Source organism: Lentzea cavernae (assembly GCF_014653695.1).
Lineage (GTDB): Bacteria > Actinomycetota > Actinomycetes > Mycobacteriales > Pseudonocardiaceae > Lentzea > Lentzea cavernae.
The window spans coordinates 246,270-271,790 of the sequence record NZ_BNAR01000008.1; the positions used below are offsets into that span (position 1 = coordinate 246,270).

General features: G+C 70.1%; 24 protein-coding genes and 1 tRNA gene. 11 read left to right on the forward strand and 14 right to left on the reverse strand.

The window, feature by feature from the left end:
- Window positions 1–17: 17 nt before the first annotated feature.
- Entirely contained in the window at window positions 18–152 is a 135-nt protein-coding gene (locus tag IE307_RS47325) for a hypothetical protein (protein ID WP_268250409.1), read from the reverse strand.
- Between the two features lie 28 nt (window positions 153–180).
- Between IE307_RS47325 and IE307_RS26445 the strand changes: the two genes are divergently transcribed.
- A complete protein-coding gene (locus tag IE307_RS26445; RefSeq protein ID WP_191302046.1) occupies window positions 181–1,419 on the forward strand; it encodes a helix-turn-helix domain-containing protein in 1,239 nt (412 codons plus the stop codon).
- 225 nt (window positions 1,420–1,644) lie between these two features.
- On the opposite strand, the gene IE307_RS46945 is transcribed toward IE307_RS26445, so the two are convergent.
- The 3 genes from IE307_RS46945 to IE307_RS26460 are packed head-to-tail and all read right to left on the reverse strand — an operon-like array spanning window position 1,645 to window position 4,822.
- Complete coding sequence (locus IE307_RS46945) at window positions 1,645–2,955, reverse strand: helix-turn-helix domain-containing protein (protein ID WP_229905078.1); 1,311 nt, start codon at window positions 2,953–2,955, stop codon at window positions 1,645–1,647.
- 29 nt (window positions 2,956–2,984) lie between these two features.
- A complete protein-coding gene (locus IE307_RS26455) occupies window positions 2,985–4,484 on the reverse strand; it encodes an AMP-binding protein (RefSeq protein ID WP_191302047.1) in 1,500 nt (499 codons plus the stop codon).
- Window positions 4,485–4,537: 53 nt separating this feature from the next.
- Window positions 4,538–4,822 (reverse strand): hypothetical protein, encoded by a 285-nt coding sequence (locus IE307_RS26460; protein WP_373306040.1) that lies wholly within the window; start codon window positions 4,820–4,822, stop codon window positions 4,538–4,540.
- Window positions 4,823–4,914: 92 nt separating this feature from the next.
- Here IE307_RS26460 and IE307_RS26465 point away from each other — a divergent pair, with 92 nt between their 5' ends.
- On the forward strand, window positions 4,915–6,102 hold the full coding sequence (locus IE307_RS26465) for an NAD(P)/FAD-dependent oxidoreductase (RefSeq protein ID WP_191302049.1): 1,188 nt from the start codon (window positions 4,915–4,917) through the stop codon (window positions 6,100–6,102).
- Here IE307_RS26465 and IE307_RS26470 read toward each other — a convergent pair.
- Complete coding sequence (locus tag IE307_RS26470) at window positions 6,099–6,572, reverse strand: MarR family winged helix-turn-helix transcriptional regulator (protein WP_191302050.1); 474 nt, start codon at window positions 6,570–6,572, stop codon at window positions 6,099–6,101. The two genes, IE307_RS26465 and IE307_RS26470, sit on opposite strands and share 4 nt — an antisense overlap.
- 82 nt (window positions 6,573–6,654) lie before the next feature.
- Between IE307_RS26470 and IE307_RS26475 the strand changes: the two genes are divergently transcribed.
- The 7 genes from IE307_RS26475 (at window position 6,655) to IE307_RS26505 (ending at window position 13,913) form a co-directional block, all read left to right on the forward strand.
- The gene (locus IE307_RS26475; protein ID WP_191302051.1) at window positions 6,655–7,236 is read left to right on the forward strand and encodes an FMN-dependent NADH-azoreductase; all 582 of its coding nucleotides are present in this window, start codon (window positions 6,655–6,657) and stop codon (window positions 7,234–7,236) included.
- A gap of 10 nt (window positions 7,237–7,246) precedes the next feature.
- On the forward strand, window positions 7,247–7,639 hold the full coding sequence (locus IE307_RS26480; RefSeq protein WP_191302052.1) for an NUDIX hydrolase: 393 nt from the start codon (window positions 7,247–7,249) through the stop codon (window positions 7,637–7,639).
- A 139-nt stretch (window positions 7,640–7,778) separates the two neighbouring features.
- Window positions 7,779–9,206, forward strand: a complete 1,428-nt coding sequence (gene rox / locus IE307_RS26485) for a rifampin monooxygenase (protein WP_191302053.1) — start codon at window positions 7,779–7,781, stop codon at window positions 9,204–9,206.
- A gap of 45 nt (window positions 9,207–9,251) precedes the next feature.
- Window positions 9,252–10,202 (forward strand): tetratricopeptide repeat protein, encoded by a 951-nt coding sequence (locus IE307_RS26490; RefSeq protein WP_191302054.1) that lies wholly within the window; start codon window positions 9,252–9,254, stop codon window positions 10,200–10,202.
- Window positions 10,202–10,525 carry a hypothetical protein gene (locus IE307_RS26495; protein ID WP_191302055.1) on the forward strand — a complete coding sequence of 108 codons (324 nt, stop codon included), beginning with the start codon at window positions 10,202–10,204 and terminating at the stop codon, window positions 10,523–10,525. The genes IE307_RS26490 and IE307_RS26495 overlap by 1 nt, the downstream gene beginning before the upstream one ends.
- A gap of 43 nt (window positions 10,526–10,568) precedes the next feature.
- Window positions 10,569–12,719 carry a protein translocase subunit SecD gene (secD, locus tag IE307_RS26500; protein WP_191302056.1) on the forward strand — a complete coding sequence of 717 codons (2,151 nt, stop codon included), beginning with the start codon at window positions 10,569–10,571 and terminating at the stop codon, window positions 12,717–12,719.
- Window positions 12,720–12,752: 33 nt separating this feature from the next.
- On the forward strand, window positions 12,753–13,913 hold the full coding sequence (locus IE307_RS26505; protein ID WP_191302057.1) for a lactate 2-monooxygenase: 1,161 nt from the start codon (window positions 12,753–12,755) through the stop codon (window positions 13,911–13,913).
- Window positions 13,914–13,916: 3 nt separating this feature from the next.
- Here IE307_RS26505 and IE307_RS26510 read toward each other — a convergent pair whose 3' ends face one another.
- From IE307_RS26510 to IE307_RS26525, 4 genes are read right to left on the reverse strand one after another with little or no spacing between them, the layout of a single operon-like run.
- A complete protein-coding gene (locus IE307_RS26510; RefSeq protein WP_191302058.1) occupies window positions 13,917–14,696 on the reverse strand; it encodes an ESX secretion-associated protein EspG in 780 nt (259 codons plus the stop codon).
- Window positions 14,697–14,705: 9 nt separating this feature from the next.
- A complete protein-coding gene (locus IE307_RS47485) occupies window positions 14,706–16,046 on the reverse strand; it encodes a PPE domain-containing protein (RefSeq protein ID WP_191302059.1) in 1,341 nt (446 codons plus the stop codon).
- A 4-nt stretch (window positions 16,047–16,050) separates the two neighbouring features.
- Window positions 16,051–16,626: a DUF3558 domain-containing protein gene (locus tag IE307_RS26520; protein ID WP_191302060.1), complete on the reverse strand. Its 576-nt coding sequence runs from the start codon at window positions 16,624–16,626 to the stop codon at window positions 16,051–16,053.
- Window positions 16,627–16,642: 16 nt separating this feature from the next.
- Window positions 16,643–17,068: a hypothetical protein gene (locus IE307_RS26525; protein ID WP_191302061.1), complete on the reverse strand. Its 426-nt coding sequence runs from the start codon at window positions 17,066–17,068 to the stop codon at window positions 16,643–16,645.
- A gap of 147 nt (window positions 17,069–17,215) precedes the next feature.
- On the opposite strand from IE307_RS26525, the gene IE307_RS26530 reads away from it, so the two are divergent.
- Complete coding sequence (locus IE307_RS26530; RefSeq protein WP_191302062.1) at window positions 17,216–18,043, forward strand: hypothetical protein; 828 nt, start codon at window positions 17,216–17,218, stop codon at window positions 18,041–18,043.
- Here the strand turns inward: IE307_RS26530 and IE307_RS26535 are convergent.
- The 4 genes from IE307_RS26535 to IE307_RS26550 form a co-directional block, all read right to left on the reverse strand.
- A complete protein-coding gene (locus IE307_RS26535) occupies window positions 18,025–18,675 on the reverse strand; it encodes a helix-turn-helix domain-containing protein (protein WP_191302063.1) in 651 nt (216 codons plus the stop codon). The genes IE307_RS26530 and IE307_RS26535 overlap by 19 nt on opposite strands.
- Before the next feature lie 47 nt (window positions 18,676–18,722).
- Window positions 18,723–18,794, reverse strand: a tRNA-Val gene (locus IE307_RS26540).
- 56 nt (window positions 18,795–18,850) lie between these two features.
- Window positions 18,851–20,233, reverse strand: coding sequence for a carbohydrate-binding protein (locus IE307_RS26545; protein WP_191302064.1), 1,383 nt, complete (start codon window positions 20,231–20,233; stop codon window positions 18,851–18,853).
- A 113-nt stretch (window positions 20,234–20,346) separates the two neighbouring features.
- On the reverse strand, window positions 20,347–21,990 hold the full coding sequence (locus IE307_RS26550; RefSeq protein WP_191302065.1) for a bifunctional 3'-5' exonuclease/DNA polymerase: 1,644 nt from the start codon (window positions 21,988–21,990) through the stop codon (window positions 20,347–20,349).
- A gap of 185 nt (window positions 21,991–22,175) precedes the next feature.
- Between IE307_RS26550 and IE307_RS26555 the strand changes: the two genes are divergently transcribed.
- Window positions 22,176–24,590, forward strand: a complete 2,415-nt coding sequence (locus IE307_RS26555) for a hypothetical protein (RefSeq protein ID WP_191302066.1) — start codon at window positions 22,176–22,178, stop codon at window positions 24,588–24,590.
- On the opposite strand, the gene IE307_RS26560 is transcribed toward IE307_RS26555, so the two are convergent.
- The gene (locus IE307_RS26560; protein WP_191302067.1) at window positions 24,570–25,493 is read right to left on the reverse strand and encodes a proline dehydrogenase family protein; all 924 of its coding nucleotides are present in this window, start codon (window positions 25,491–25,493) and stop codon (window positions 24,570–24,572) included. The two genes, IE307_RS26555 and IE307_RS26560, sit on opposite strands and share 21 nt — an antisense overlap.
- Window positions 25,494–25,521: the final 28 nt, after the last annotated feature.

The window sequence follows — 25,521 nt, forward strand, 5'->3', positions numbered from 1 at the left end:
ACGGCCGTCCGGTTCGATCAGGGCTGCGCGCAGTACGGGGGCGTGAAGACCGCGCCCGTCTCGTCAGCCGATGCCGCGCCGGACATCGCCAGCAGTGCGCCCAAACTGAGGATCACGGCGGCGACGGTGCGAGCGATAGTGTTCAACTTCATGAAGGGGCTCCTTCGTTAGGTGGCGGCCGTGGATGAGGGCAGGAAGTCGTTGACGAGGTTCGGTGCGCGGTTGCGGGCGGTCCGGCTGCAACGCGGTCTGTCGCAAAAGGACCTCGCCTGCCCCGGTGTCTCCATGAGCTACGTGTCGCGGCTCGAGTCCGGCGAACGGGTCCCGTCGCCGGCCGTCGTCCGCAGGCTCGCCGAGGTGCTCGGCGTCGACCCGTCCGAGCTCGTGGTCGACTCCGACGGCACCGCGATGCAGGACGAGGCGCTCACGTGGTGCGAGGCGCTGCTCGCCTACCACGACGGCGACCTGGTGCTCGCCGTCGATCTGCTGGAGGCACTGGGAAAGCGGTCCGACGAGGAGATGTTCGGCTGGTGCGTGCGCTGGACGCGCCTGGGCGTGCTCGCCCGGCAGCGGGACCACGAGGGTCTGCTGCTGGCGGCGGCGAAGCTGCGCAAGTCGTGGTCTCCCGGTCCGGCGGTGGACGCGCTCGTGGAGATCCTGCGCGCATCTTCGTTGCGGCGCCTCGGCCGGACGGCCGAATCCGTGAAGGCCGCGAGCGAGGCCGTGGAGCTCGCGTCCGGTGACGGCGAACGGGTGCGTCGCGTGCACACCCGTGCTCTCATCGCGTTGTGCGCGGAGCTCACCGCGGCGGGCCGGCTGGCCGACGCCGAACAGGTCGTGGACCAGCTTTCCGTGCGGTTGCCCGAACTCGGCCGCGACCGGCTCGCGATCTCCACCTGGTGGGTGCGTGCCAAGGTCGCGGATCGCCTGGGGGACCGGATGGAGGCCGCGCACTGCATCCGCGAGGCGCTCGCGCTGCTCGACGACTTCGACGGTGATCCCGGCTACCGGTGCCGCGTCCGCCTCGCCGGCGCCGCCATCGTGCTGCGCACGCCGGGAGCGAACCTCGACGACGTGGTCGCGTTGCTGGACGAGGTGGAGTCGACGGTCGTGGCGGTGCGGCGGCACGAGGACCTCCTCGCGCACGCCCGCGCGCTGCGGGCGGAGCTCGCGTTGCGCGACGGCGAGGTCGACCGGGCGCGGGAACTCGCGGAGGCCGCCCTCGGGACTGGGCGCCTCGACGCCGAACAGCAGCTGCGGTGCCACCTGCTGCTCGTGCGGGCGGCGGACGAGGTGGACGCGGACGGTGGCGCCGGCGCGCGCACCGCGCTCGCCGCGCTGCTGGAGCACATCAACCCCGAGGGCGTCGACCCGCTGCTGTGGCGGGACGTGGCACGCATCGCGCTGCGCAAGCACTAGCGCCGGGCGGCGTTGCCTCGTCATGACCGCCCCTCGCTCATGAACCGGACACCTTGTTAACGGAGCATGACACAGAGAAGTTGCCCATCACATCACCCAATTGCACCGCGCGTACCTGGGTAAATCACCCGGTAACCGGCAGAACCCGGTGTGCGGCAAGCGTCCGAACGGGCGATGGTCGTGCTGCCCGCTCGGACCAGTTGTCAATGACGTGACAGGGCATGACTATGGCGCCGCCAGGTTCATCCACCAGACGATCGCGCCGGCACGCCCGTTGACGTCAAGGGTGGTGTAGATGCGCTGCAGGTGGTTCTGCACGGTCTTCGGCGACAGGCCGAGGGACTCCGCGATCATCGCCGTGCTCGCTCCCGCGGCCACGAGCCTCAGCACCTCGATGCCGCGTTTGGTGAGCCCTGCCCTGAGTGCGCGGGCGATGCGGGTGTTCGTGTGTTCCGCGGTACCGGTCTCGTGCAGCTCGCCGGTGTGCGGGACGCGCATCACGGCGTTCTCCCGCTTGGGCTCGAAACGCTTGTGCGCCAACTGTTCCACGAGTCGCGACGACAGGTCGTGCTCGCGCATCCGCAGGAGGTCGCGGCCCTCCTGCAGCTCCCACAACCGGTACTGCTCCAACTGCAGCCGCGCGTGCCGCAGCGCGCGTTCGTAGTCTCCGGACCGTTCGTGCGCCTCACTCAGTTGCTGGTGCGCGTGCACCGCGACTTCCCGTGCCAGACAGCTCATCGCGAGCTCGGCGGCCTCGGTGAGCTGGGCGATCTGCTCGGGGCGCCGCTCCCGCGCCGCGCTCAGCCGCGCCCGCGCCATCAACGCCTCCGCCCGCGCCACCGGGCGGTTCCTTCCGGCAAGCAACTGGTCAGCGCGCTGCCAGCTGCGGTGCGCGCGGTCAAGTTCACCCAGATCGATGCGGACGTGTGTCAGCAGGACGTTGACCATCGCCATCCGCACCGGGTCGCCGAGCGTCTTCCAGCGGTCGCGCACCTGGGCGCACAACGCCTCCGCGCGGCGGAGCTTGCGCACGCACGGCTCTCCGTCGAGGCTGCAGCGGTTCTCGTCGGTGCGGATCATGCAGTGCTCGTGGTACTGCGTGCGCAACACCCGTGCCTGTTCGAACAGCACCGAGCCGATCAGCTCGTTGTCACCGGTGAGCTCCGCGAGACCCAGTGCGCGGGCGAAGGAGTTGAAGCTGCGCTCCCGCGAGTCGAGACGCAGTTCCACCACGGCACGGGAGAAGCTGCAGCGCGCCTGGAGTCCGATGTGGCGGTTGGCCGCCGCGATCGCCTGCACCTTGTCGATCGTGTCGAGCGCGCCGGGCCACAGCCCCCGCTTGCCCAGCGCCACCGACTGCGCCAGCACCCCCTCCGCGACGCCCTCGGCGTCCTCCAGCCACGAGAACGCGGCCACGGCCTTCTCGGCGTGCTCCAGTGCCTCGCCCGGTCTGCCTTCGTCCAGTGCGATCCTCGCCTCGCGCAGGTTGTGCACGGCGTTGGAACGCGGATCCGCGGTCCTGCCGGGAACCGTCATGGTCAAGCCCCCTCAACTCGGGGCTGACTCTAGTGGTCGTCGCGGAGTTGACGTTTCAACACTTTTCCGGCCGCGTTGCGCGGCAGCTCGTCGACGAAGAAGACGTCCCGGGGAACGGAGTACCGCGCGAGGTTCGCCTTCACGTGTTCCCGTACTTGTTCGGCCGTCAGGGTTTTTGCGCCTACAACGAACGCCGCGAGCCGCTGGCCCCACTCGTCGTCCGGCACGCCGAGCACCGCGACCTCCGTGACGCCGTCGAGCGTCGAGAGCAGGTCCTCGACGTCGTGCGGGTAGACGTTCTCGCCCCCTGAGACGATCATCTCGTCGTCGCGGCCCGCCACGAACAGCAGGCCGTCCTTGAGGTAGCCGAGGTCGCCGGTCGACATCAGGCCGTCCAGCGACTCCTTGCTGGTGCCGTTGGTGTAGCCGTCGAACAGCATCTCGTTGCCGACGAAGATGCGCCCGGTCCCACCAGGCGCCACGGGCTTGCCCTGATCGTCCACAATGGCTAGACGGGTGCCGAGAGGTGGCTTTCCGGCCGTTCCCGGTTCGCGCAGCATCTCCTCGGGGGTGGCGATGCTCGCCCAGCTCACTTCCGTTGAGCCGTAGAGGTTGTAGAGCACCGGCCCGAACTCCTCAAGCGTGCGGGCGGCGACTTTCGGGGGAAGTGCGGATCCGCTGGAGGCGATGATCCGCAGCTTCGGCCGGTGCGAGGTCTCCAGCATGCGTTGCAGCATCACGGGAACCACGAACATCGCGGTGCACTTCCCAGCGTCCTGCAACGCCTGCGCCGGGTCGAACCGGCGGCGCAGCACCAGGGTGGCGCCGAGCACGAGCCCGAGCTGGAACGCGGCGAGACCCCAGGCGTGGAAGAGCGGGGAGGTGATGGAGATGACGTCGCCGTGCCTGAGCGGGATCCGCGACAGCAGCGCGGCGGCGGGGGCGAGGCTCGCGGGTTCCGGCCTGCGGGCGCCCTTCGGCGCGCCGGTGGTGCCGGAGGTGAGGATGATCAGCCGGCCGCGCGGAGGTCTGCGGGGCAGGGGCGTCGTGGGTCCGTCGGCGATCAGCGACTCGAACTCGTCGGTGAAGAACGCCGGGACGTCCGGCAGCACGTCGGCGAACTCGCGGTCGGCGACCAGTCTGTCGATCTTCTGGTCCTGCGCGACCTGTGCCAGCTGTCCCCGGCTGAGGCCGGTGTTGAGCAGAACGGCGTCGGCGCCGACCTTCGTGCACGCGGTCATGGTCTCGATGAAGGCGCGGCCGTTGCGGCACAGCAGCCCGACGCGTTCCCGGGGGCGGAAGGCGTGTGCGAGCCGGCTGGTGCGCTCGTCGACCTCCGCGTACGTGAGCACGCCGTCGTCGTCGATGATCGCCGCGCGGTCCGGGTGCCTGCCGGCGCCCGTCTGGTAGCCCCACGCCAGCGTGATGTCCCAGTGCAGGTACCCGCGCACGGTGCCGGCGAGCCCTCGCGGGCCCAGCGGCCGGATCACTCCGGCTTTGACCAGGGTCAGCAGCACGCGGGTCACCATGCGTGCCACTCTGCCATCTACCTACTTGCGAGTAGGTAACGGTGTGACGGCGGTCACATGCCGGTGTTGGACGCGCTCACGACGGCGTCGCGCAGGGCCGCCCGCAGCCGGCCGACCTCCAGTGGCGTCAGAACGGCGGCCTCTCCCGGCGGCACGGTGATCACTATGTGTCCCTGGCTGACGAACACCGTCATGTCCCGTCGGCGCGAAGCGATGTCGCGGCAGCTCACCTGCCACTCCTCTTGTGCTCCCACGGGGTTCTTCCTCCAGCTCGCTCGGCGCACCGGCTCGGTGTGCCCGGTGCTCACGTTGAAGAGACGTGCGTCACCGGAAGTCATGACGGAGCTTTTCCGTTCTCCGCCGAGCGACTGCGCCGAGCTGCGGATAGCGTCGCACGTGGGACGAGTTCAGGTCACCTGGAGGGGTGAAAATGGCGGAACCGCAACGCATCGTGATCGTGGGGACGGGCCTCGCCGGCGCCTCCGCGGCGGGCTCGCTGCGAGACCGCGGCTACGGCGGCGAGATCATCGTGTTCGGTACCGAACGGCACCGCCCGTACGAACTTCCCGCGCTGTCCAAGGACGTTCTGCTCGGCAAGGCGGGCGAACCGGCGTGGGTGCACGAGCCGGGCTTCTACTCCGACAACGACATCGACCTCCAGCTCGGAGTGTCCGTGTTGGAGCTGCGGCCCGGAGATCACACGATCGTGGACTCGGATGGAGCAGTGCGGCCCTACGACCGGCTGTTGCTCGCGACCGGATCGCGCCCGCGCGTTCTGCCTGGGGCGCAAGGACATGTGCTGCGCACGCTGGACGACTCGCTCGCGCTGAGGTCCGCGTTGCGCGAGGGCAGGCACGTCGTGATCGTCGGCGCGGGCTGGATCGGCTGCGAGGTGGCGTCCGCCGCCCGCGCGCACGGCTGCCGCGTCACGGTCGTCGACCCGCTGGCGGAACCCCTGGTGCGCGTGCTGGGTCCCGAGATGGGCGCGATGTTCCGCGGCCTGCACGAGGAGCACGGCGTGGAGTTCAAGCTGGGCACGGGTGTCGAGGGCTTCTCCCCGTCCGGCGTGCGCCTCGGTGACGGCACCGAACTGCTGCCGGACGTGACGGTGCTGGCCGTGGGGGCGACTCCGCGCCTCGAACTGGCCGAGGCGGCCGGACTGGAGCTGGCGGAGGGCGGTGTGGCGGTCGACGCCGTGCTGCGCACCTCCGCCCCGGACGTGTTCGCAGCAGGGGACATCGCGGCGCAGGAGCACCCGCGCCACGGCGGAAGGGTCCGCGTCGAGCACTGGGCGAACGCGAAGGACCAGGGCACGCACGCCGCCGGGTCGTTGATGGGGTTCGACGAGCCGTACGTGAAGTCGCCGTACTTCTTCACCGACCAGTACGACCTGGGCATGGAGTACCGCGGCCTCGCCGGTCGGGACGACGAGCTGGTCGTGCGCGGGGACGTGGCCTCGCGGGAGTTCGTCGCGTTCTGGCTGCGCGGCGGACGGCTGCGGGCGGCGATGAACGTCAACGTCTGGGACCACGGCACGGCGTTGAAGGCGTTGGTGGACTCGCAGGCGACCGTGACGCCGGACCAGCTGCGCGAGGCGGACCTCGGCGCGCTCGTCTAGATGCAGGAGCCGTGCATCGGGCCCTCGCCGCGCGAGAGGTCCTGCAGGGCCCTGCGGATGATCGCCATCTCCTGGTGGGTGAAGCGGGCCTGGAAGGCGCGGTCGACCTCGGCGAGCGCGTCGCCCGCCTCCTTCTGCAGCTCACGGCCCTTGTCGGTGATGACCGGCGTGCGCACGCGCCGGTCGTTCGGGTCGGGCACGCGCTGGACCAGGCCTGCCCGCTCCAGCTTGTCGAGCTCGCTCGTCAGCGTGGTCTTGTCGAGGCCGAGCATCGCGCCGAGCTTGAGCTGGGTGCGCTGGATCTCCTCGTTCGCGAGCGCCTGCAGCACGAGCTGACCGCGCAGCGAGACCCCGAACTTCGCGATCTCCTCGGCGTACGCGGCGCCGACGCGCTGGGTGGCGCGGTGCAGCAGCCAGTTGAAGTCCCACTTCTCCAAGCAGGCTTCGACGAGTTCCGGCTGCTCCTCCATGTGTCCCATCGTACATCCCGGTAGAGATGTTCTCGGCTCAGAACATCTTGACTCGGAACTTCTTCGCTCGTATGTTCCGAGTATGACCAATCTGCTGCACATCGACACGAGCATTCGGTACGAGGGCTCCGTGACCCGCGAGATCTCCGGCGCGTTCGCCGAGAACTGGCGCGCCGCGAACCCGGCCGGCGGCTACACCTACCGGGACCTGCACGCGTCGCCGATCCCGCACAAGGACGGCACCGACCAGGGCATCGCCGCAGGTCTGATCGCCGAGGTCGACGCCGCCGACGTGATCCTGCTCGGCACGCCCATGTACAACTTCTCGATCCCGTCGACCCTGAAGGCCTGGATCGACCAGGTCGCGACCTCCGAGCACTTCGCCCGTGAGGACGGCACGTTCGCGTGGGGCGGCAAGCGCGTTGTCGTCGTGTCGGCACGTGGTGGCTCGTACAAGCCGGGCACGCCGCGTGAGGGGTTCGACTTCCAGGAGCCGTACCTGCGCGCGGTGCTGTCGATGGTCGGCCTCGACCAGAACCTGGAGTTCGTGCACGCCGAGCTGACCCTGGCCGACGTCGTGCCGCAGATGCACCAGTTCCGCGAGCTGGCCGTCGAGTCGCTGGCCGACGCGCACCGCGTGGTCAAGGAGCTGGCCACGGCCTAATGTCGGTCGCGTGATCGACAAGGTTGCTTGGATCCACCTGGAGGACGGCCGCGTGCTCGGCACCCGGTCGGCAGGCAAGGACACGTACTACCTGCCCGGCGGCAAGCGCGAGCAGGGGGAGTCCGACGTCGAGACGCTCGTGCGCGAGATCCGCGAGGAGCTGTCCGTCGACATCGACGCCGCTTCGGCGCGGTACGTGGGGACGTTCGAAGCGCAGGCGCACGGCCACACGTCGGGGGTGACCGTGCGGATGACCTGCTACACCGCGTCGTTCGACGGGGAACCGGTGGCATCGGCCGAGATCGAGGAACTCGCCTGGCTGACCACCGAGGACGCGGACCGGATCTCACCGGTCGACCGGATCATCTTCGCCCACCTGAACGAGGCAGGGCTTCTTCGCTGACCCGTCAACGAGAAAAAGGAGAGCTCTGCTCTCCTCCCACTTCAACATATAGCGCACCCGGGGTCTTGCCACAAGACCCCGGGTGTCCCTCATCATTTCCCGGCCAACGTCATCCACCTGGGGAAATGGGGATCACTCCATGATCGACGTCATCATCGCCGGCGGCGGACCGACCGGCATGATGCTGGCCGGAGAACTGCGGCTGCACGGAGTGGGCGTGGTCGTGCTGGAACGGGACGCGGAGCCGACGAAGGTCGTCCGGGCGCTCGGGCTGCACGCGCGCAGCATCGAGGTGATGGACCAGCGCGGGATCGCCGACAGGTTCCTGGACGCGGGCACGACGCACCCGCTCGCCGGGTTCTTCGCCGGCATCGAGAGGTCCGCGCCGGAGCGGCTGGACACGAAGTTCCCGTTCGTCCTGGGCCTGCCGCAGCCGCAGATCGAGCGGCTGCTCACCGAGCACGCCGTCGAAGCCGGTGCCGAGATCCGGCGCGGCAGCACGGTCGTCGCGTTCGCGCAGGACGACGAGGGCGTGACCGTCGAGCTGTCGGACGGCACGTCGTTGCGGGGGAAGTACCTGGTGGGCTGCGACGGGGGCCGCAGCACCGTGCGCAAGCTGGCCGGCATCGACTTCCCCGGCGAGCCCACGCGGGTCGAGACGCTGCTCGGCGAGATGGAGATCGGCGTCCCGTGGGAAGACGTGATGCCGGTGATGCTCGAGATCCGCAAGACGCAGAAGCGCTTCGGCATCGGCCCGATCGGCGGCACCGCGACGTACCGCGTCATCGTGCCCGCGGAGGGCGTGAACTCCGACCGCGCCGCCATGCCGACGCTCGACGAGGTCAAGCGGGAGCTCGTGCGCGTGGCCGGCACGGACTTCGGCGTGCACTCGGCGCGCTGGCTGTCCCGCTTCGGCGACGCCACCCGGCAGGCCGAGCGCTACCGGTCCGGCCGCGTGTTCCTCGCGGGCGACGCGGCGCACGTCCACCCGCCGACCGGCGGCCAGGGGCTCAACCTCGGCGTGCAGGACGCGTTCAACCTGGGCTGGAAGCTCGCCGCGGCCGTGCGGGGGTGGGCGCCCGAGGGGTTGCTCGACACCTACGAGGCCGAGCGGCACCCGGTGGCCGAGGAGGTGCTGAACAACACCCGCGCGCAGATCGAGCTGATGAAGGTCGAGCCGGGACCGCAGTCGGTGCGGCGGGTGCTGACCGAGCTCGTGCGGTTCGAGGAGGTCAACCGGTACCTGACCGAGAAGGTCATCGCGGTCGCGGTCCGCTACGACCTCGGGTCGGACAACGACCTGGTGGGGCGGCGGATCGGTGATCTCGGGCTGAAGCGCGGCGGGCTCTACGAGCAGATGCGCGCCGGTCGCGGCATCCTGCTCGACCAGTCCGGCACCCTGTCGGCCGGCGGCTGGGCGGACCGGGTCGACCACGTCGTGGACGTCACCGAGGACCTCGACGCACCCGCCGCGCTGATCCGCCCGGACGGGCACGTGGCGTGGGTCGGCGAGGACCAGACGGGTCTGGACGAGGCGCTGGCGCGCTGGTTCGGGACGGCTGGCTGAGGTCACCCGTTCGGGGGCCGGAGGCGCTTTGTCACACTGTGAGGCGTGTCCGAGCCGATGACAGCGGTGCTCCTGCGTGCCGCGGAACTCACCGCCTCGGGGAAGCCGCGGCAGGCGATCGACCTGTTGCGGCCCCTCGTGGCGGCGAACCCCCGGCACGCCGAGGCGTGGTGCCGCCTCGCCGGCGCCCACCTCGACCTCGGTGAGGCGGACCAGGCGCTCGACTCGGCCAAGCGCGCGATGGTCCTCGACGGCGAGCCCGCCTGGCCCCAGCGGCTGGCGGCGCTGGCGTTGAGCGACCTCGGCCGGCACCAGGAGGCGGCGGTCGCGGCACGGGAGTCCGTTCGCCGCAAACCCGGCGACTGGCGGTGCTACGTCGTGCTCGCCGAGGTGCTGGCCGACGCCCCGGACGGCGCCGTCGAGGCGTTCGACTCCGCTCTGCACGCCTCCCAGCTCGCACCGACGGAGGCGCGGGCGTTCCAGGTGCTCGGTGACGCGGCGCTGCGCATGCGCGACTGGGGCACCGCCGAGCACGCGTACCGCACGGCGATCAAGCTCGACCCGTCCGACGCGGACTCGAAGGCGAACCTCGCGACCGTGCAACGGCGGCGTTCGGCCAGGCCCGCGCCGCTGCAGTTGAACAAGGTGCAGGTGTGGCGCTCGCTGCGCACGCTCTCGTTGCTGCTGATCGGCGGCGGTTTACTCGGGCTCGTCGCCGGCATGCCCCGGCCGACGCCCTACCTGTCCTTCTTCACCGGCGCGCTGGTGCTGTGCTGCCTGGTCGTGGCGTTGCGGCTGCGTCCGTTCAAGCTGCTCTTCACCCTGCGCAAGCTCGCCGTGACGGTGTCGCTGCTCGCGGTTTCCGCGCTGGTCCTGCTCGGCTGGACCGTCGCGTTGATGTTCGGGGCTACGACGATGCAGCCACTTGTGCTTTCCTGGTTGTGCGCTGTCATCGGGGGCGCGCTCGTCTACGTCGGTGGAGGCAGGAAGCGGTGATGCGTCGCAACGCGGTCGCGCTCGCGTTCCTGCTGTTCCTCGGACAGCTGTTCATCGTCGCCGCCCCCGCCGAGCCCGCCACCTCCGGTTCCGTCGTCCGGCACGGCCACGACTTCGCGAACCTGCCGGTCACCTCGCCGAAGCCGCACAACCCGAACGCCGCGCAGGTCCCGCAGGCCCAGGTCGCGTCCGACGTGCCGCCGGTCGCGAAGCCGTCGCTGCCGATGCGGTACGTCGTCTCCCTCGCCCGGCGCGTGCACCGCACGCCCGAGGGCATCCGCTGGACCCCGCAGCCCGCTCGTTCACCGCCTTCCGGTCGCTGAATCCCGTTTCGGCACCCACTTCTCCCGGAAGGCTCATCCACCCATGTCGCGCGACAACGCGCGCCGGGGTCTTCTCGTGCGCGCCCTCACAGCGCTCGGGGTCCTCGTCGCATCCGCATTCCTGTTGCTCACCACCGATCCCCGCCTCGGCCTCGACCTGCGGGGCGGCACCCAGATCGTGCTCGAGGCCAAGGGCGACTCCGACGCCGCCGACCGGTCGCTGGAGGTCCTTCGCCGCCGCGTCGACGCCCTGGGCGTGGCCGAACCGGTGATCGCCCGCTCCGGCGAGAACCGCATCGTCGTCGAACTGCCCGGCGTCCAGGACCCCGAAGAGGCCGTGAAGGTGCTCGGCCAAACCGCGCAGCTCACCGTGCAGCGGGGCGGCGAGACCGTCATGACCGGCGAGGGCATCTCCGACGCGCAGTCCACGCGCAACTCGCAGGGCGCGGGCTTCGTGGTCAACATCCAGTTCCAGGGCGAAGGCTCGAAGACCTGGCAGAAGGTCACCGGGGAGGCGGCCTGCGAGCCGTCCGGCACCCCCGGCCGCCAGATCGCGTTCGTGCTGGACGGCAAGCCGATCTCGTCACCCGAGGTCAGTCTCGACACCCCCTGCGGCGCCGGCCAGGCCGGTGGCGCGACCACGATCACCGGCCGCTTCTCCCAGCCGGAGGCCAAGGAACTCGCCCTGGTCATCCGCTCCGGCGCGTTGCCCGTGCCGGTCGAGGTGATCGAACAGCGCACCGTCGGCGCCACCCTGGGCGCCGAGGCCATCGAGGCCAGCGCCCAGGCCGCAATCATCGGCGTCGCCCTGACCTCGTTGTTCCTGATGGTCGCCTACCGGCTGGCCGGGTTCCTGGCCGTGCTCGCCCTGGTCGGCTACGCGGGTGTCGCCTACGCGGGGCTCCTGGCAGTGGGGGCGACGCTGACCTTGCCTGGCCTGGCCGGCTTCGTGCTGGCGATCGGCATGGCGGTCGACGCGAACGTCCTGATCTTCGAACGGGCCCGCGAGGAGTACGCCCGCAAACCGAACCTCCGGCGCGCCTCGGAGAACGGCTTCCGCGGCGCGTTGAGCGCGATCGCCGACTCGAACGTCACGACGCTGCTGGCAGCCGGCCTGCTGTTCTGGCTGGCCACAGGGCCTGTTCGCGGCTTCGGCGTCACGCTGACCATCGGTGTGCTGGCGTCGATGTTCAGCGCCCTGGTGCTCTCGCGCGTGCTGGTGGTGTGGGCCATGGGCACCGGTTTCGTCGCCCGGCGCCCCCGCCTGAGCGGCCTGCACACGCTGGGCTTCGTCCGCCAACGTCTGTCCGTCGTTCTCTACCGACGCCCCTCGCGATGGCTGATCAGCGCCGGGGTGGTGGTGCTCGTGGCGTTCGCCGGCCTGTTCGTCCGAGGCCTGAACCTGGGCGTCGAATTCACCGGCGGCCGCATGCTCGACTTCACCTCGGGCGGCTCGATCGACGCGGGCCGCGTGCGCACGGCTCTCGCCGACGCGGGCTTCTCCGACGTGGTCGTCTCCTCCTCGGGCAACGAGGTCTCCCTGCGCACCGGCCCCATCGACGACGCCACGTCGTCCCGCATCGGTGAGGTCGTCTCCTCGGCAGTGGACGGCGGCGCCCGCCAGTCGAGCAATGAGCTCATCGGCCCGTCGCTCTCGTCCGAACTGCGCCGCAACGCCCTGATCGGCCTCGCCATCGCCGTCACCGCACAGCTGGGCTACCTAGCCGTCCGCTTCGACTGGCGCCTCGGCCTCGCCACGGTCGCCGCTCTGGTGACCGACGTGCTGGTGCTGGTGGGCCTGTTCGCGTGGATGGGCAAAACGGCCGACGGCGTGTTCCTCGCGGCCCTGCTGACCGTGATCGGCTACTCGGTCAACGACTCCGTGGTCGTCTTCGACCGCCTGCGCGAGCTCCGCGGCTCCCGGATGAAGGCGCTGTACCCGGACGTGGTGTCGGACGCGGTCGTCCAGACCGTGCCGCGCACCGTGAACACCGGCATCGGCGTGCTGTTCGTGCTGGCGGCGCTGCTCGTGCTGGGTGACGGCTCGCTGGCGGACTTCGCCGTCGCGCTGCTGATCGGCCTCGTGGCCGGCACGGTGTCCACAGTGGTCACCGCCGCGCCGATCGCGATCTGGCTGGAATCGCGCTGGCCGCGCCGTGTGGTCGCGAAGAGCCCGGCGGCCGCGCGGGTCTAGCTCGCACAGGCGGTTTCATAGCAGAGTGAGGGCATGACCTCCTTCGCCTCGTACCAGAACGAGATCTACCTGCAGGGGCTCGGTGGCGCGGTGCCGCCGTTCACCACCGACCCGGACGCGCTGGAGCAGTCCGCGCGCGACCGGCTCGGACCGGGCCCGTTCTGGTACGTGGCGGGAGGTGCGGGCTCGGGCGCGACCGTGCGGGCGAACCGCTCCGCGTTCGAGCGCGTGCAGCTCGTGCCGCGGATGCTGACGAACGCGACCGAGCGGCACCTCGGTGTCACCGTGCTGGGCACCGAGCTGCCGGCGCCCGTGATGCTCGCACCCGTTGGCGTGCAGTCGATCCTGCACCCCGACGGCGAGCTGGCGACCGCTCGGGCGGCGGCCGAGCTCGGCGTGCCGATGGTGCTGTCCACGGCGTCCTCGCACACCATCGAGGAGGTTGCCGAGGCGTCCGGCGACGGGCCGCGCTGGTACCAGCTCTACTGGCCGAACGACCCCGACGTGTGCGCGTCGCTGCTGGACCGCGCGAAGAAGGCCGGGTACACGGCGCTGGTCGTCACCTTGGACACGTGGACGTTGGCGTGGCGGCCGCACGACCTGGACCAGGCCTACCTGCCGTTCCTTCGGGGCGTGGGCACGGCGATCCCGTTCAGCGACCCGGTTTTCCGCGCCGGTTTGCAGAAGTCGCCGGAGGAGGACCTGCCGATGGCGATCCTGCGGTGGGTGCAGCTGTTCACCGGCACCGACAAGTCGTGGGACCAGCTGTCGTTCCTGCGCGAGCACTGGGACGGGCCGATCGTCCTCAAAGGAATCCAGCACGCGGACGACGCGCGCAAGGCCGTCGAGTACGGAATGGACGGTGTGGTCGTCTCGAACCACGGCGGTCGTCAGGTCGACGGTGCGGTCGGGTCGCTGGACGCGCTGCCGTCGATCGTCGAGGCGGTGGGGGAGCAGGTCGACGTGTTGTTCGATTCCGGGATCCGCACCGGCGCGGACGTCGTGAAGGCGTTGGCGCTGGGCGCAAAGGCGGTGATGGTCGGGCGGCCGTTCGCGTACGGACTGGCGCACGGCGGGCAGGTCGGGGTGAAGCACGTGCTGCGGAGTCTGCTGGCGGACTTCGACCTGACGCTGGGACTGTCGGGTCACCGCAGCCCGGCCGACCTGGGGCCGGACGCGCTGCGGTTCTCCTGACAGTTACGGCATGGTGGCCGTCATGTGGGCCAGCGTGCCGAAGTCGGCTGGCTGCACCCGCAGCCAGCCCTCGCTCTTGGCCGCGAGGTACCGCCCGCTCGGCGTGTCGATGAACGTCAGCGGGTGGAGGCAACGCTGCTTGCGCCCCAGGTGGTCGCGCTTGGCCGAGAAGAGCTGACCGCCGCCGGTGCGCGGCTGGCCCATGATCTCCTTGAGCTGCGCGACGAGCTGGTCGTTCGGCGTGCTCGTCGGCCGGCTCTGCTGCATGAACGACCCGGTGTCCTCGTAGGACGGCTGCCGCTTCTGCTTCAGCGCGTCCTCGGGCAGCGTGATCGGCGTGCCCCTGCCCGCCGGGGTGGGCGGCAGGGCACCGATCAACGCCTGCGGCGCCTCGTCCGCCCTGATCGGTTCGAGCACGAACTGCTGGTCCGGCGTGAGCACGATCCGCAGCGCGTCCTGGCCGTTCGACACGACCAGCACGCTCTGCTGAGGGCCGTCCTTCAGACTGAAGAACGCCCAGTACTCCACACCGGCCTCGACCACGAGCCGCAGCGCGTTGGCCAGGTCCGGGTGGACCTGGTTGCCGCGCGCGAGCCCGTACTGCTCGAGCTGCGCCCACGCCGACCTCTGCAACCGTTCGAGCTCACTCACGTCACCCGACTCGAGCAGCGCCTCGTCGAAGTCGACCTGGGTGAGCAGCGCACGGTGCATCGTCGGCAGGCCCGCGGCCTGCCACGCCTGGTAGAGCGCCGTGACAGGGATTGCGACCCTGCTCCGCAGCACGTTTCCCCCTTATCCGCCGATGACCGGCGGGGCGACCATCGTTCCGTCACCGAAGATGTCCTCGGTCTCCTGCAAGTACGAAGCGGACTTGTGCTCGGAGTCTTCCGCCCCGTCGCCACGCCCGCCACCCGCGCCCATACCTCCGGCACCCATGCCGGCAGCGCCACCACGACCGGCAGCACCCGCCGCACCGCCACCACCGGGCCCGAAGCCACCAGCGCCACCGGAACCACCACCGGCAACACCGGCCGCACCACCGAAGCCGCTACCCATACCGCCGGGGCCACCCATGCCCTTGGCCGCCGCGGCCCCACCGAGGCCACCGCCACCAGGTCCACCGCCGGGCCCACCGAGCCCGCCGCCACCGCGACCGCCGCCCGCACCACCGCCGGCGCCACCACCGGGCCCGCCGATGCCACGGCCACCGGGGCCGTTGGGGTTGCCGGTGCCGCCGGGGCGGTTGCGCGGGTTGTTCGGGTCGAGCGGACCGCCAGGGCGCCGCGGGTCGTTCGGGTTGAACACGCCGTCCGGCGGGACGGTCGGCACACCGATGTTGGGCGGCGGACGGCCGGTGTCCACGGGCGGCGGGGTGAACTTGGGGTCGTCCACGCCGGCCGTGCTGGTGCCGTCGTCCTTGCCACCGTTACCGCCAGGAGGCGTCCACTGGGACAGGCCCGAGTCCGTGCCGCCGTTGCCGCTGCGGTCGCCGGTACCACCGGGCGGGTTCGACCCGATCGGCGGCGGGTTCTTGCCGTTGGGACCGACCTCGTCGATCTTGTAGTTGCCGTCCGGCGGTCCCTCTTGGACCGATCCGTCGGTGGCGGTCGGCGCCATGAACGTCGGCTGGTTGCTCATGCTTGCGTTGACAGCGCCCGCGTACTGGTTGAACGCGCGGATGTTCTGCTCGCTGACCTGCTGGTTCTTTTCGAGCGCGTCGTCGTAGTCGGTGTCCCAGGGAGCCAGGTCGTTGAGGAACGGCTTGTCGGGGACGGCAGGCGGCTTGGACATCGAGTTCTTGGCGTCCGCGTATGCGCTGCCGACCGTGTCGGCGGTCGTTCCTGCCTGGGTAGCCGAGTCGCCGGTGACCGTGGCCCACGTCGCAAGCGGTGAGGTACCGCCACGCGCCGCGTCGCCAGCGGAACCTTCCCACGAGGCACCTGAGTCGCGCACGGCCTTCTCGATCAGCTGAGCGACATCTTCGTGTCCGCTCGAAAGACCACGCCAGCCCTCCGAGGTAAGCGAGGTGCTCTGACCAGGTCCTTTGCCGTTCTCAAACCACTTGTAGATCGTTTCACCACCCGCGAAGGGAAGAAGGGCGAAACCAGTGACGTTCGGCTCATCCCCAGGCATCTAGCTATCCCTTCAGGTTTGTGATGATCAGCTGCGCTACCCGCTCGGTTTCGGGGCACGGCTTCTTGGTGGCTCGTTCGTCCGAGGCGGCGGCGATCTGCACCGTGACTGAATCGGTCTTGGAAACCTGAATCGAGGTCAAGCAGTACATCGCTCCGTCGGTGCCGTCAGAGCTGACGACCCGGATGCCATCGATCTTCTTGTCGACGAACACGGGATTCTCCTTCGCCTGCGTGACCATGCCCTCGAAGTCCTTGCCTTCGGTCACGCTGACGTCGTACCCGGAGTTCTTGATCGGGTCAGTTCCATCCCAGACACATACCGGACCGAGCGCCTTGGTCGACGCCACGCCTGCCCGCACGGATCCCAAGGTCGCTACCTGATCGGGCTTGAGGATGTCGCACGGGTTGCTGACGTACTTGGCGATGCTGAGGCCTGACGGTGACTCGTCGGACGTCGGCGTGCTGCTTGTCTGCCCAGCACCGGTCTCAGTGGGAGTGGTGGGGGTGCCGCCGGTCGAGTTGCCTGTGCAGCCGGCCAGCCCACCGAACGCGAGGACGGCGGTGAGAAGAGCGGTCATGCGCTTCAAGATCGTGTCAGCCCTTCATCGCGGTCTGAGCCGCTTCGTCGGTAGCCCGGTAGTCGGCGAGAGCTTTTTCGATGTTCTTGATGGTCTGTTCCAATGCCTTCTGGGCCTGCTCGTTCGCCCACAGGTAGCCACCCGGCTCTGTACCTGCGGTCTTGCGCATCGCGAGGGTGGCAAAGCCGCTGTAAGGGTCGGGACCGGGAGCCCCGGCGGCTTGGAGCTTCGCGCCGTCCTTCCTCAGCTCCAGCAGCTTTCGCAGGGACTCCTTCAGGCCGTCGATCATCTTCTGCGCCTGGTCCGGGTCGACGCTGAACTTCGCCACACCACCGGCACCGGCGCCCGCCGCTGCTCCGGCGGCCGCGCCCACGGCGGCGCCGATACTTTTGCCGACCGACCCGGCGGTCTTCACGGGTACGAGTGCGTCGAACATCAGCATCTCAGCCAGCTCCCCTCAGAACTCCACACCCCTGTTGGAGGATTTTCGCATAGGACCGGTTCCCGGAGGAGGCGAACGAATCAGCAGATCAGGTCACATGGCCGATTCGTTCAAGACCCCGCGCCGCCACCGGCATAGGTTCGACGCATGATCGAGCAAGCGAGGACCTTCCTCTGGCACAACGCCCGCACGCTGGAACAGCGCCTGTTCGAGCACGCCTTCGACGGCGGGAGCGAAGACGCGGTGGTCAGGGCGGTGCTGGCCTACCGCAACGATGACGGCGGGTACGGGTACGGGCTCGAACCCGACCACCGCGGGCCCACCAGCCAGCCGTTGCACGCCCTCCGCGCGCTTCAGATATTCGGTGAGGTCGGCACCCCCGAACAGGCCGAATCGATCGTGACTTGGCTGACGAACACCTGTCCCGACGGCAGCGTGCCGTTCGGCATGTCCACGTCGAAGGACCACCCCAAGGCGCCGTGGGTCGCGGCCGACGACCAGGGTGGCCTGCTCCTGACCTCGCAGATCGCGGCCGCCCTGCACGCCCTCGAAGTCACCGGCCCGTGGCTCGACAGGGCCACCGACTACTGCTGGCTCCACATCGACCAACTCCAGGAAACCCACCCGTACGAGCTGCGGGGTGCGGCGATGTTCCTCGACGAGGTGCCGGACCGGGCCCGTGCCGAACTCGCCGCCGAGAAGCTCAAGCACCTCACGCAGAGCACCGAGGGGTATGCGGAGGGCGAAGGGCTGGACCCGCACGAGTTCGCGCGGAAGCCCACCAGCCTCGCCCGCGCGTGGTTCACCGAGGAAGAACTCGAGAAGGACCTCAGCGCACTCGAGCAGGGCCAGCAGGAGGACGGTGGCTGGAACTTCGGGTTCCCCGCCTTCACGCCGGTCGTCGACTTCGAATGGCGTTCGATCGCCACGGTCGACGCCCTGCTGACCCTACGCCGCTACGGCCGGATCAGCTGACCCAGAGGCAGCCCGGCCAACGCCCTCACCTCGCGGGCCAGGTGCGCCTGGTCCGCGTAGCCGGCTTCGAAAGCCACGGTGGAGAACGGCACGCCGGCCCATGCCAGGCGCATCGCCGCGTCGAACCGCAGCACCCGCTGCAGCACCTTGGGCGGATAGCCGAACGCGTCCAGGCAACGCCGCCGCAGCTGACGTGAGCTCAGCCCGATGTCCCAGGCCACCGCGCCGACGTCACCGGATCGCAGCAACGAAGCCGTGGCGGCGAGAGCCGGATCCACGACGACCCGCGAGGCGCAGAAGTCGACCATCGAGGAGAACGTCGTCAGCCGAGCCGAAGGCACCAGCTCGGACAACGGCACCCGTTGGTCACGCACGGCATGCGCGGGTACTCCGAACACCGACGGAAACGCGCCGGGCGGCAGCCGCACGCCGTACAACGTTCCGGGTCCGAAGGAAGCGAGCTGGGCCGAGGTGTCGGGGCCGGCCACGACCAGGGCACCGGTGGCGGGCGTCCACATCAGGTCGGTGCAGCCGTCCGGCACCACGCGCTGCACGGCCGGTGACGACACCGTGCTCGTCCAGAGGCAGGCCAGTCCGGCGGGAGCGGGACGTTCGGCGTACACGGGGTCCATCAAAGCAAACGGCGCCGCATCCCGTGAGGAATGCGGCGCCATCTGGATGGACGATACTGGGATTGAACCAGTGACCCCTACCGTGTCAAGGTAGTGCTCTCCCGCTGAGCTAATCATCCGTGTCGTGCGGATGCCATCTTAGCGGACGGGCACACCCCGGCACCAAACCAGGGGGTCAGGTGCCGAACTTCACCCAGTTCACGCTCACGTACGGCGAAGGCTGCCCGCTCGTGAAGGTGACGTAGACGTCGTGCGTGCCGGAGATGTTCGAGATGTTCGCGGGGATGGTCCTCCACGCGTCCCAGCCCCCGGTGCTGCCGACCGCGATCGATCCGACGGGCGTCGCCGTGCGCGAGCCGAGCCGCACCTCGACCAGGCCGCTCACCCCGCCGCCCGCTCCTGACGCGACCCGTGCGTAGAACTGCCGGGCCGGTCCGGAGCCGAAGTTGACGCCGGAGAACTTCAGGTAGCCGCCGTTGGCGATCTGGTGGACTCCGGAGCCGCCGTCACCGGGGGACACCGAACCGCCGGAGCGCTCGGAGGCGTTCTCCGCCTGCAGGTCGCTGTACGCGGAACCCCCACCGCCGGGGTTCGACGTGGTGGTCGTGGTCGTCGGGGGAGTGGTGGTCCCGCCACCAGACGAGTAGACGGCCACGTAGTCCACGACCATGGAGTGGCCCGACTGGGTGGCCGCGACAGGGGTCGGCTGGTTGTTGTTCAGCGCGTTCGGGAACGCGCCGCCCATGGCGAGGTTGAGCAGGATGAAGTGGCCCGCGTGCGACGTCATCGCGTTCCACACGTTGACGCCGACCCGTGCCTGCGTCACCTGGTGGAACGACTGGCCGTCGACGAACCAGGTGAACGTCTTCGCCGCGTCGTCCCACTCGAAGCGGTACGTGTGGAACGCCGTCTGGCAGGACGAGCCGGGGCACGTCCGCGAGTTGCCGATGCCGGTGAACTCGCCGCAGGCGCCGCCGGGGGCGACGTCGCAGTGCAGAACGCCCCACACGGAGTTGATCCCGTTGACGTTCTCCATGATGTCGAACTCGCCGATGCCCGGCCAGTTCCAGTAGTTGCCGCGGTAGGGCGCGCCGAGGGTCCAGAACGCGGGCCAGTAGCCCAGGGCCGCTTCGCCCGTGACGTTCGGCATCTGGATGCGTCCCTCGATGGCGAGCTTGCCGCCTGACGGGGGCTTGAAGTTGGAGCGCTGGGTCTCGATGCGCGCCGACGTCCAGTTGCCACCACCGTCCTTGAGAGCGGTGATGCGCAGGTTGCCGTTGCCGTCGAGCTTCAGGTTGCTGGTGCTGTTCGTGTAGTTCTGGATCTCGCCCGTGCCCCAGTTGGCGGGACCGCCCGGGTAACCGTGGCCGGTGTCGATGATCCAGTTGGCGCTCGACGGCAGCGATCCGTTCGAACCGTTGAAGTCGTCACCCCACACCTGCGTCCATCCCGAAGCAGGGGGTGGGATCGAAGCGTTGGCGGACATGGCGGCGATCGCCAGGGGTACCGCGGCAATAAGAGCTGTCGTGGCCGCGAGAATGCGGCGGCGTTGCCTCATGCGCGAGTGACCTCCTTGTCACGGGTGCAGTCCACTTATGAGAGCGCTCTCACGGTGCAAGAACAAGCGCCCGTTCGGACTAACGACGCAAAACGGCACTGTCTCGTTTGGACTTATTTCGCGTCCGCGTAGCAGGTCACGGGCACTGCGTTCATCGGAAAGCGCACCGATGTCTGACCGAAGACCAGCCGCGTCGCCTCGCGCCCGGCCTCGGCGATCGCCTCGACCACCGCGTCGGCGTCGGCGCGCGGGCAGTGCACGAGCACCTCGTCGTGCTGGAAGAACACCAGGTGCGCGTCGGCGGGCAGGCGGGTGCGCAACACGCCCAGCAACGCCGCCGTCCAGTCCGCCGCGCTGCCCTGCACGACGAAGTTGCGGGTGAACCGGCCCCAGTTGCGCGCCGCCTGCCGCGACGAGCTCGACGACTCCCCGGAGTCGTCGGCGCCCCCGGTCAGCTCCTGCCAGGCCGCCGACGGCGTGGGCGACGTGCGGCCCAGGCGCGTGCGCACCATCCTGCCCTGCTCACCGGCCCGCGCGGCGTCCTCCACGTACCCGACCGCGACCGGGAACCTCTTGCGCAGCACGGTGAGCAGCGCCCCGGCCTCGCCTGCCGTGCCGCCGTACATCGCCGACAGCATCGCGATCTTCGCGCGCGGCCGCTCGCCCTTGAACGAGTCCGCGGCCAGCGCGGCGTACAGGTCGTCGTCCCCGCACACCTCGATCAGCCGCGAATCCCCTGACAGGGCAGCGAGAACGCGCGGTTCGAGCTGGGACGCGTCCGCCGCCACGAGGCACCAGCCGTCGTCCGCGATCACGGCCTGCCGCATCAGCTTCGGGATCTGCAACGCCGCACCGCCGCGCGACGCCCACCGCCCGGTGACAACGCCCCCGACGACGTAGTCAGGCCGGAACCGCCCGTCCGACACCCACGCGTCGAGCCACGTCCAGCCGTGCGCCACCCACAGCCGTGCACGCTCCTTGTAGTCGAGAAGTGGTGCCACAGCAGGATGATCGACCTTCTTCAACACCCACCGCCGCGCCGACGGCACCTCGATGCCCGCCCGCGCGAACGCCCGGACGATGCTGGCCGGCGCGTCCGGGTTCATCTCTCGGCCGCCGAACGCCTCCTGGATCTGATCCGCCAGGTCCTGCAACAACTTCGGCCGCGTGCCGGGCGCCGGTCGGGGCCCGAGCACCTCCTCCAGCAACCTGGTGTGCACGTCCGCCCGCCACGGCAGCCCGTGGTGCGTCATCTCCGCCGCCACCAGCGCCGACGCCGACTCCGCCGCGATCAGCAGCCCCAGCGCCGGATTCCGCTGCTGCGCGCGGAAGATCAGCGACACCGCCGTCAGCTCGTCCGTGCCGCCCGGCAGCACCACCGGCTCCGGCCCGAACAACGTCAGCGCGTCGTCCTTCTTGGGCGGCCCGACGTCGGCCGGGGCGGGCAGCCCGAGCACCCGCGCCAACGCCCCCGCGAGCTCCTTCGGCTCGCGGTGCCTGCCCTCGACGCCGAGCAGCAACGCCTCCGTCAGGTGCAGGTCCCAGCACCGGTCGACGCGCACGCCGGCACGCAGCAGCACGGGGTAGACCTCGGACGTGTCCGCCCACACCCACCTCGGTCTGTGGGCGCGCTCCAGCGACGCGACGGCCGAGGCGACCGAAGGCGCTGCCATGACGGGACCTTCCGGAGTCCCGTCGGCGTGCAGCTTCTGCCACCGCCCCGCACCGTCCGCGTCCACGACCAGAGCGACCAGCACACCCCAGATTGTGCCGAGGAGGTCTGACAGTTTCAGCGGAGGCTGAACTGGAAACGTTTGCAGGGCCCCGCTAACCGGTGGAGCTCCTCCAAGCCAGTCAGCAATGGTGTGAAGGAAAAACGGGAAAAGGCCACGATGGTGTGGTCTTGCTACCCCGGACCTCCCCTGCGACCGACTATGAAGTGGTGGACCGAGCACTCAGCGTCGCCGCTTTGCTGGATCCCACCCATCAGGTGGTCCCCTTCCACGGCAGAGAATCCGAGTCGCACTCACTCGCGCTCTGGCGTGACAGCCCCGCGCCCCGGGCGTCCGTGTTGCTGCACGCCCCGGCCGGCGCAGGCAAGACGAGACTGCTCCAGCACTTCCGGGACGAGCACTGGGCCGACGCCGAGCACGGCAGGCTGCTGGTGATCGACGACGCCGACCGCCTCCCGTGGCAGGCCGTCTTCCGGCAGCTGCAGGACACGCTGCGCGACGGCCCGGCGCGCACGCGGGTGCTGCTGGCGGCGAGGACGACGGGCTGGTGGTGGTCCTCCACCCGCCAGCGCATCGCGGACTTCGACCACGAGGTCACCGCGCTCGAGCTGGCCCCGACGCTCGACGACCGCGCGGAGTCGTTCACGCTCGCCTGCCAGCACTTCGCCAAGCAGCTCGACGTCACCGCCCCGGACGAGCCGCCGCCCAACATCGCCGGGGAGACGGTCCTCGACCTGCACATGGCCGCGCTCACGGCCGTGCACGGCGACCCGTGCGACGTGAACCGCACCCAGCTCGTCCGGCAGCTCCTCGGGCGCGACGACGGCCGCAGGACGGGCCGCATCGCCGAGGACCACCTGGCGGTCGCCACCCCGGACAGCCCGGATCCGGACCTGCTGGCGCGAGCCGCCCTCAGGTGGCCGAACCTCAGGCCCAGGCTCGACGAGCTGATCACGGGCGACCCGGAGGTGGTGCGGGACATGGCCCGCGACAGCCTCCGCATCGCCGCCGAGATCGGGTCCCCCGCCACCCTGGAGGCCATCGCGCGCAAGGTCTTCCGCGACGAGCGGTTCGCCACCGACGCCCTCCCGTCGATCCTCACCCGCCGGCTGGTCGAGCGCGCCGGCGACGTCCTCGACCGCGCCGAGATGTACGGGATGCTCAGCGCCCGCACGATGGTCTGCGGCCTGCGCCAGGAGTCCGTCGAGGCCTCCCGCTCCGAGGTCGCGTGCTACCGCGAGCTCGTGGAACAGGACCGGGAGAACCGGCCGCTGCTCGCGGACGCGCTGGGAGACCTCGGGCTCAGACTGATCAACGCCCAGCGCGACGACGAGGTGCTCGCCGTCTCCGAGGAGGCGATCAGCCTCTGGCGCGAGATCGCGGAGGAGGACCCGGAGACCGTCCCGCAGCTCGCGTCGGCCCTGGAGCAGATCAGCTACCGCTACCAGGCGCTCGGTCACGAGCAGGAGGCGATGACCGCGATCAGCCGCGCCACCCGGCTCTTCCAGGAGCTCGCGAAGAACCACCCGGCGCTCTTCCGCGCCGACTTCGCCAGGGTCGCCGCCGCGATGGCCCGCCGCTTCCACGTGGAGGGCGACAAGCAGCACGCCGCCGAGTCGATGCAGCTCGCCATCGCGAACTGGCGGGTGATCGCCCAGGAGGACCCGCGCTTCGAACCGGAGCTCGCCCGCAACCTCGTCGCGGCCGGCACCATGCTCACCGACCTGGGCAGGGCCGGGGCCGCGAGCGAGACGCTGAAGGAGGCCGTCGACCTCTTCCGCCGCCTCGCCGTCGTGAACCCCGCCGCGTTCGGCAAGGAGCTGGCCGAAGCGCTGACGCACCGCAGCAAGGCGTTGCTGGAGCTGGCCGACGACGTCGACGCCGCGCTCACCGCCCGCGAGGCCGTGATGCTCTGGCGCGAGACGGGCGACCGCAAGGGCCTCGGCGCGGCCCTGCTCAACGTCGCCCAGGTCGTCGGTGACGTCGGCGCGGCCGAGGAAGCCGTTGCGGTGTACCGGGAACTGGTCGCCTGCGACCTGGTCCGCAACCAGGCGGGCCTCGTGGTCGCGCTGGCGATCCTGGCCCGGCAGCAGCTCCTGCGCGACCAGGACGATCGGGCGCTGCAGACCGCCGACGAGTGCCTCGACGTCTGCCACCGCCTGCCATCACAACTCGTCGAGTACTTCGGCGCGCAACTGGTGCCACCGCTGCAGAACCTGGCGAGGGCACTGTCCGAATCGGACCACCACGTCCGTGCCGTGGGGATGTCGGAGTTCGCGGTCGGCGCCTGCGCGACGCTGAAGGCGAGGACGGCGCCGACCGTCTACCTCTCGGCTCTGCAGCAGCACGTGTGCAGACTCCGCGGCGCGGAACGGAAGGAAGAAGCGCGCAACACCGCGCACACGGCCGTGGTGCTGTGGCACCTGGCCGGGCTCGAGCTCGACCGGCACGCCGGGTACGCCGACGCGTTGACGATCTACGGGAAGCTGTGCGCGGAGACGAGGTACGAGGTGGAGAAGGCACTCCAGCTCACCCACCGCGCGGTCGAGATCCTCCGCGAGGCGGGCGAGCCGGTGAAGCTGCAGTTCGCCCTGGAGACGGCCTCAGCTCTTGGTGAGCAGTGAGCGGGCGAAGAACGCGACGTTGGCCGGACGCTCCGCGAGACGGCGCATGAAGTAGCCGTACCACTCGTCGCCGTACGGCAGGTAGACGCGCATGCGGTTGCCCTCGGCGGCGATGCGGCGCTGCTCCTCGGGCCGGATGCCGTACAGCATCTGGAACTCGTAGGAGTCCTTCGAGCGGGCGGACGCCAGGTCGGCGGCGATCGCGATGAGCCGCGGGTCGTGCGAGGCCACCATCGGGTAGCCCTGACCCTCCATGAGGACCTTCAGACAGCGCACGTACGACAGGTCGACGTCGTGCTTGTCCTGGTACGCAACGGAAGCGGGCTCCTGGTAGGCGCCCTTGCACAGCCGCACGCGGGAACCGGCGTACGCGAGGTCGCGGCAGTCCTGCTCGGTGCGCTTGAGGTAAGCCTGCAGCACCGCGCCGACCCACGGGAAGTCCACCCGCAGCTCACGCAGGATGCTCAGTGTGGAGTCCGTGGTGGTGTGGTCCTCCATGTCGAGCGTCACGGTCGTGCCGACGACACCGGCGGCGGCACAGATGCGACGAGCGTTCTCCAGCGCGATCTTCTCGCCGTCGACGGCCAGCGACTGACCGACGGCCGACAGCTTCACCGACACCTCGGCGCCCTCGGTGAGCCCGTGCGACTCCAGCCGCGACAGCAGCGTCAGGTACGCCTCGACGGTCGCGTTGGCCTGCGACTCCTCGAAGGTGTCCTCACCGAGGTGGTCCAGGGTCACCAGACGCCCGTCCGCGAGCACCTCGGCGGTCGCCCGGATCGCGGAGGAGACGTCGTCACCGGCGATGAACCGGTTCACGACGGGCCGGGTCAGCGGCGTCGACTCGACGAGCTTGCGGGCGCTCGCGTTGCGGGCCGCGAAAAGAAGGCTGGAGCGCAACATGGTTCACGTCCTCGGGGTGTGAAAGGTG

What these genes read in the sequence shown, in the direction of transcription:
- IE307_RS26560 (WP_191302067.1), bottom strand. Translation starts at nt 25,493, where the DNA reads ATGTTGCGCTCCAGCCTTCTTTTCGCGGCCCGCAACGCGAGCGCCCGC.
- secD (WP_191302056.1), top strand. Translation starts at nt 10,569, where the DNA reads ATGTCGCGCGACAACGCGCGCCGGGGTCTTCTCGTGCGCGCCCTCACA.
- IE307_RS26470 (WP_191302050.1), bottom strand. Translation starts at nt 6,572, where the DNA reads ATGGAGGAGCAGCCGGAACTCGTCGAAGCCTGCTTGGAGAAGTGGGAC.
- IE307_RS26520 (WP_191302060.1), bottom strand. Translation starts at nt 16,626, where the DNA reads ATGACCGCTCTTCTCACCGCCGTCCTCGCGTTCGGTGGGCTGGCCGGC.
- IE307_RS47485 (WP_191302059.1), bottom strand. Translation starts at nt 16,046, where the DNA reads ATGCCTGGGGATGAGCCGAACGTCACTGGTTTCGCCCTTCTTCCCTTC.
- IE307_RS26505 (WP_191302057.1), top strand. Translation starts at nt 12,753, where the DNA reads ATGACCTCCTTCGCCTCGTACCAGAACGAGATCTACCTGCAGGGGCTC.
- IE307_RS26535 (WP_191302063.1), bottom strand. Translation starts at nt 18,675, where the DNA reads ATGGACCCCGTGTACGCCGAACGTCCCGCTCCCGCCGGACTGGCCTGC.
- IE307_RS26475 (WP_191302051.1), top strand. Translation starts at nt 6,655, where the DNA reads ATGACCAATCTGCTGCACATCGACACGAGCATTCGGTACGAGGGCTCC.
- IE307_RS26525 (WP_191302061.1), bottom strand. Translation starts at nt 17,068, where the DNA reads ATGCTGATGTTCGACGCACTCGTACCCGTGAAGACCGCCGGGTCGGTC.
- rox (WP_191302053.1), top strand. Translation starts at nt 7,779, where the DNA reads ATGATCGACGTCATCATCGCCGGCGGCGGACCGACCGGCATGATGCTG.
- IE307_RS26530 (WP_191302062.1), top strand. Translation starts at nt 17,216, where the DNA reads ATGATCGAGCAAGCGAGGACCTTCCTCTGGCACAACGCCCGCACGCTG.
- IE307_RS26495 (WP_191302055.1), top strand. Translation starts at nt 10,202, where the DNA reads ATGCGTCGCAACGCGGTCGCGCTCGCGTTCCTGCTGTTCCTCGGACAG.
- IE307_RS26545 (WP_191302064.1), bottom strand. Translation starts at nt 20,233, where the DNA reads ATGAGGCAACGCCGCCGCATTCTCGCGGCCACGACAGCTCTTATTGCC.
- IE307_RS26460 (WP_373306040.1), bottom strand. Translation starts at nt 4,822, where the DNA reads ATGACTTCCGGTGACGCACGTCTCTTCAACGTGAGCACCGGGCACACC.
- IE307_RS26465 (WP_191302049.1), top strand. Translation starts at nt 4,915, where the DNA reads ATGGCGGAACCGCAACGCATCGTGATCGTGGGGACGGGCCTCGCCGGC.
- IE307_RS26455 (WP_191302047.1), bottom strand. Translation starts at nt 4,484, where the DNA reads ATGGTGACCCGCGTGCTGCTGACCCTGGTCAAAGCCGGAGTGATCCGG.
- IE307_RS47325 (WP_268250409.1), bottom strand. Translation starts at nt 152, where the DNA reads ATGAAGTTGAACACTATCGCTCGCACCGTCGCCGCCGTGATCCTCAGT.
- IE307_RS46945 (WP_229905078.1), bottom strand. Translation starts at nt 2,955, where the DNA reads ATGACGGTTCCCGGCAGGACCGCGGATCCGCGTTCCAACGCCGTGCAC.